Annotated in this window: 3 protein-coding genes; all 3 read left to right on the top strand. The window is 69.9% G+C overall.

What is annotated here, in order from left to right:
* The first annotated feature begins 222 nt into the window (after window positions 1-222).
* The 3 genes from LzC2_RS19930 to LzC2_RS19920 are packed head-to-tail and all read left to right on the top strand — an operon-like array spanning window position 223 to window position 5556.
* Window positions 223-816, top strand: a complete 594-nt coding sequence (locus LzC2_RS19930; protein ID WP_171189784.1) for a sigma-70 family RNA polymerase sigma factor — start codon at window positions 223-225, stop codon at window positions 814-816.
* On the top strand, window positions 813-2546 hold the full coding sequence (locus LzC2_RS19925; RefSeq protein ID WP_171189783.1) for a LamG-like jellyroll fold domain-containing protein: 1734 nt from the start codon (window positions 813-815) through the stop codon (window positions 2544-2546). Before LzC2_RS19930 ends, LzC2_RS19925 begins: the two co-directional genes overlap by 4 nt.
* Window positions 2536-5556 (top strand): PSD1 and planctomycete cytochrome C domain-containing protein, encoded by a 3021-nt coding sequence (locus LzC2_RS19920; RefSeq protein WP_206678822.1) that lies wholly within the window; start codon window positions 2536-2538, stop codon window positions 5554-5556. Before LzC2_RS19925 ends, LzC2_RS19920 begins: the two co-directional genes overlap by 11 nt.
* Window positions 5557-5630 lie beyond the last annotated feature (74 nt).

The raw sequence follows: 5630 nt of genomic DNA, 5'->3' as shown, positions 1-5630 counted from the left end.
GGGGGGTGAGGGGGCGCCGCGAGCGATTCGAAACCGTCCGATCCGTGCGGACCGTTCGCCCTCAACCCCGGGCCGTCTCCCAAAGGGAGAGGGGAGACCCGTCATCGACCGCGCTCCCTGCCAACCCAAGGCGTTGCTGAAACCGCCCGTTTCGCCCGTCCCATCAATTTTCCCGCTAACGTCGCCCGGTCCGGCGCCTTTCTCTTTCCGGAGACCCACCCCATGACCGCCGACGGCGCCCCCACCGTAGCCCCGCTCGCCCTCGACGCCGGTTCCCCCGACGCCGATACGGCGTTCGTGCGGATGCTCACGGAAAGCCAACTGGCTCTGCGGGCCTATCTCCGCGTGTTGATGCCCGGTCATCCCGGCGCCGCGGACGTGCTGCAACAGGCGAACGCCAAGATCTGGGAGCGCCGCGCCGACTTCAGCCCCCGCTCCGATCAACCCGCCGCCGACTTCAAGGCGTGGGCGATGACGCTGTTGAAATACGAAGTCCTCACCGCTCGGAAGCGGGAGGTCCGCGAGCGACTGCGGTTCACGGACGACCTCGAAGCGACCGTCGCCGAGGAACTCGCCCGGTTCGACCCCCGCCCCGACGATCGCGCCGACGCCCTGCGAGCCTGCCTGAACGACCTGCCGGCCGAACGCCGCGATCTGATCGCGGCCCGCTACGCCCGAGACGAATCGCTCGCCGAGTATGCCCAGCGGGTGAAGCGCTCCGTCGGCGGACTGCGGGTCACGCTGCATCGGGTGCGGGCCGCGCTGGCCGAGTGCGTCGAACGCCGACTGGCCCTCGCCGAAGGAGGTTCGCGATGAACGACCTGCCCCAAGAACTCGCGGATCGCACGCCGGAGCGCACGCTGCTGCTGGAGGGCTTCCTCGACGGCACGCTGAGCGAAGCCAACGCACTGACGTTGGAAGCGGAGCTGTCCGTCGATCCCGCGTTCCGTCAGCGACTGTACGAACGTCTGACGCTGGAATCGCTGCTCGAAGAAGTCGCCGGTGAGACCGGAGCGCAAGCTCCGGCCGTCGGCGCCGCCGAGGGAATCGACGCACGGCCGGAGCTTGCGCTCCGGTCTCATGCCCGACGCCCGGCGCTCCGGCGAATCGCTCTGGCGGCGCTGGCGCTCGCCGCCTGCCTGCTGGTCGGGGCGTTCCTGCTGAGCGATCGCGGCGCCGATCCTGCGCCGGTTCTGGCGGAGGGCGGGGAGAGCGAGCCGGTTGAAAGCGAGCGCGTCTCCGGGTTCGGCGTGGTGACCGGGCAGGAGGACGCCGCGTGGGTCGGACGCCGCTTGCGGACCGGCGATCTGGCGCCGGGCGGACCGTTGCGGTTGGAGTCCGGCACGGCTCATCTCGAACTGTTCAGCGGGGTGCGATTGCTGGTCCGCGGGCCGGCGGCGTTCACCGTCGATTCGCCGATGCAGCTCACCCTGCGATCCGGCCGCATCCAGGCCCGCGTGCCGGAGCCGGCCGTCGGCTTCCGCGTGCAGACCGCCGCGGGGGAACTGGTCGATCTCGGCACGGAGTTCGCCGTCGAGGCGGGCGACGGGGCCGCGGGCGAAGCGGGGTCCTCCGAATCAACGAACGACGTCCGCGTGCGGGTGTTGGACGGAGCGGTGACGCTCGCCGCCGGCCAGCGGGAGGCGCAGCTCGTCGAACCCGGCGCCGTCTGGCGCTGGACCGCTCAGAACGCCGCGCCGGACGCCGCCGCGACGCTGACCGCGGAGCCGCTGATCGACGCCCGCCGCCGCCTCGCCGACCAACGCAACCGCCGCCGCGCGGAGTGGAAAACGAGCCGCGACGAACTGCTCAACGACCCCCGCCTGTTCGCCTTCTACGCCCCCGGCGATGCCGCGGAGAGCGGCGTCGTTCCCAACCTCGCCACGGCCAACCGAAGCGTGACCGCGAGCGACGGCGTGGTGATCGCCGCCGAGCCGGCCCCCGACCGTTGGGAGCAGGAGGGCGGCGCCCTGGACGTCAGCCGCCCCGGCAGTCGAATGCGGCTGGCCGTGGAGGGCGAGAGCGCCGGTCTGACGCTGCTGTGCTGGGTGCGAATCGGCAGTCTCGATCGGGATTACAACTCGCTGTTGCTCTCCGACGGACACCGGGCGCGGTCGCCGCATTGGCAACTGCTCCGCGACGGGCGGCTGTTCTTCTCGCTCAAGCTGCCGGACGACGTGCGCGCGGCGCACCCGTCGGTGCAGACGAAGTTCCATTCGCCCCCCGTCTGGACCCCCGCCCGCAGCGGTCGCTGGCAGATGCTGGCGGTGACGTACGACCCGGTCGCGGCGGAGATTTGCCACTACGCCGACGGCGTCCGCGTCGGTCGGCAGGCTGTCGATCCGGTGCTCGCCGCGGCCGCCTCGACGGTGAGCGTCGGCCGGGCGACCGTCGGGAACTGGACCGACCCGGTCTATTCGACGGACCCCAAGTTCACGGTTCGCAACTTCAACGGCCGGATCGGGGAACTGGCGGCGTTCGCCGCCCCCCTGTCGGCTGCCGAAATCCACACGCTGTTTGAAAAGGGACGCCCCGATGCGGACTGACGCGCGATTGCTCGCCCTGCCCCTCGCCGCGCTGCTCAGCGTGTGCGCGTATCCGGTCGGCGCCCAGCCCCCGGCTGAGGGGAACCCGGCCGAAGGCGTCGAACTGGCGCTGCCGCCCGGCGAAGAGGCGGGAACCGATCTGGCCGCGGAGGCGCCCGCGGAAGGCCATGAGGACGCCTCCGTTGGGGAGGACGCGAACCTCGTCGTCGACGGCCTTGTTCAGGAACCGGCCAAGCCGGACCCGGCGACGCACTTCACCCTCAAGGCCCTGCCGCTGCTGGAAACGCGGTGCGGCGGCTGTCACGGGGCGGAGGTGGAAGAACCCGGCGGCGCCTTGGGCACGCACTCGCTGGCCGCGCTGCTGGCCGGCGGGGAGAGCGGTTCGCCGGCGATCGTCCCCGGCCAGCCCGGCGCCGGCACGTTGATGGACGCGATCACCTGGGCCACCTACGAAATGCCCCCCAAGGAGGCCGACCGACTGAACGAGGAGGAGGTCGCGATCATTCGTCAATGGATCGCCGACGGCGCCGTCTGGCCGACGAAGGAGGAACAGGATGCGATCCGCTGGCAGGACGCCCAAGCCGCCGAGACCGCCGACGGGCGCCTGGTCCGCACCAGCGGCGGGCAGTCCGACGCATGGACGAATCGCCGTTACGCCCCGGAGGATCTGTGGTCCCTTCAACCGCTGCCGCCTGCCGAGGCGCCGCTGTCGACCGACGCCCTCGCCGCCCTGGTGGACGAGCGCGTGAACGCCCGTCTGGCCGACGCGGACCTCGCACCGGCCGCCCCCGCCGAGGCCCGCACGCTGCTGCGGCGGGCGACGTTCGACCTCACCGGCCTGCCCCCCACCCCGGCCGAGACCGACGCCTTCCTCGCCGCTTACGACGCCGATCCCGACGCCGCGTGGGTCGCGCTGGTCGATCGGTTGCTCGATTCGCCCGCCTACGGCGAACGCTGGGCGCGGCACTGGTTCGACGTCAGCCGCTACGCCGACACCGGCGGGATGAGCAACGACTTCGAACGCTCCAACATGTGGCGCTATCGGGACTACGTCATCCGGGCGTTCAACGAAGACAAACCCTATAACGAATTCGTCGTCGAGCAGCTCGCCGGGGACGAACTGGCGGACGCCTCCGTGCTGGAACGCACCGGCGATCCGAAAGCGGTCGAGAAGGCCCGTCTGGACGGCGATTATACGCCGGAGGAGGCGGAGCAGATCGTCGCCAGCGGGTTCCTGCGGCTCGGCCCGTGGGACAATGCGATGATCGCGGACGACGAGGCCCGGCAGATTTATCTCGACGACGTGGTGAACGTGACCGGGCAGGCGTTTTTGAGCACGACGATGCGGTGCGCGAAGTGCCACGATCATAAGTTCGACCCCCTGCCCACCCGCGATTATTACCGTCTGTACGCCGCCTTCAGCACGACGCACGCGGCGGAACGCAACGTCCCCTTCCTGCCGAGCGAGAACCGCGAGGGCTTCGAGGAGGAAAAGGCCCTGGTGCAGGAGCTGCTCGCCTTCGCCAAGGCCGAAGTCAAACAACTCACCGACAAACGGGAGGCCGCCGCCAAGGCCTGGTTCGACGAACGCGGTCTGCCGTATCTCGACCAGAACGCTCGCAAGGATCTGCCGGACGAACAGAAGCCGCCCCGCCACGTCGGCCTCTCCACCGAGGAGCAGGGCGAATTGAAGGTCCGGGAGCAGGACGTCTGGATCTGGAACCGGCGTCTGGAGCGCTTCCAGCCGATGGCCCAGAGCGTTTACAACGGCGGCGAGACGAAGCTCGCCTGGAACGGCGCTCGCAAGCTGCGGATCGATCAAAAGGCGTTCAATACCGACCCGCCGGAGTGCTTTATCTTCGACGGCGGCGCCCTCGAAGCCAAGGGCGAGCCGGTGCAGCCCGGCGTGCCCAGCGCCCCGGGTCTGCCGGTCGCCGGGACGAGCGATTATCTCCTGCCGAACGGCGTCTCCGGCCGTCGGCTGGCGCTGGCCCGTTGGATCGCCGACCCGGCGAACCCGATCACCGCCCGCTCGATCGTGAACCGCGTCTGGGGCTGGCACTTCGGCTCGCCGTTGGCCGGAAACCCCAACAGCTTCGGGGCGAAGGGCGGCAAGCCCACGCACCCGGAACTGTTGGACCGCCTCGCCGCGGACTTCATCGCCGGCGGCTGGACCTTCAAACGACTCCACCGCGGTTTGATGCTCTCGGAGGCCTACCGGCGCTCCTCGCGTCACCCCAACCCGGACGCCCTCGAAACCGCCGATCCGAACGGCCAACTCTTCGCGACCTTCCCCCGCCGTCGGCTCAGCGCCGAGGAACTTCGCGACGCGATGCTGCTGGCCTCCGGCGAGCTGGTCGAATCGAACGGCGGCCTGCCGATCCGGCCGGAGATTAATATGGAGGTCGCCCTGCAACCGCGGATGATTCAGTTCTCCCTCGCCCCGGCCTATCAGCCTTCGCCGCGGCCTGAGCAACGGAACCGGCGGACGATCTACGCCTACCTCGTCCGCGGGCAGGCGAACCCCTTCCTGGAAACGTTTGACCGTCCCGGCCCGAACGACTCCTGCGAACTGCGGGAGACCGCCGCGACGGTGCCGCAGTCGTTCACGCTGCTGAACGGCGTGACCGCCAACGACCGCGCCGCCGCCCTGGCGGCCCGCATTGAATCCGAGGGATTGCAGGGCGAAGCGGCGATCGACCGCGCCTTCCGACTCACCCTGAACCGCCCGGCGAGCGACGAAGAGCGGTCCGCCCTGACGGCCTATCTGCAAGACGCCGCCGCCGTGCACGCGGAGGTGGAGGTGGATCCGCCGACCTACCCGGAACGGATCACGCGGTCGCTGGTGGAGGAGTTCTCCGGCGAGCCGTTTGAATATACGGAGATCCTGCCGACCTTCGAGAATTACGAACGCGACCTCAAACCCGAAGACCTCGCCCCGCCCGCAAGGGCGCTGGCGGACGTGTGCCTGTTGCTGCTGAACAGCAACGAGTTCGCGTACGTGGATTGACCCCTCCTTCTTACTCCCCTCGCCCCCTTTTGGGGGAGAGGGGTCGGGGGTGAGGGGCTTTCCCCGCCCGACAA

It is taken from the genome of Alienimonas chondri (assembly GCF_013036045.1).
Taxonomy (GTDB): domain Bacteria; phylum Planctomycetota; class Planctomycetia; order Planctomycetales; family Planctomycetaceae; genus Alienimonas; species Alienimonas chondri.
This window is presented reverse-complemented; position numbering and strand designations above follow the sequence as displayed.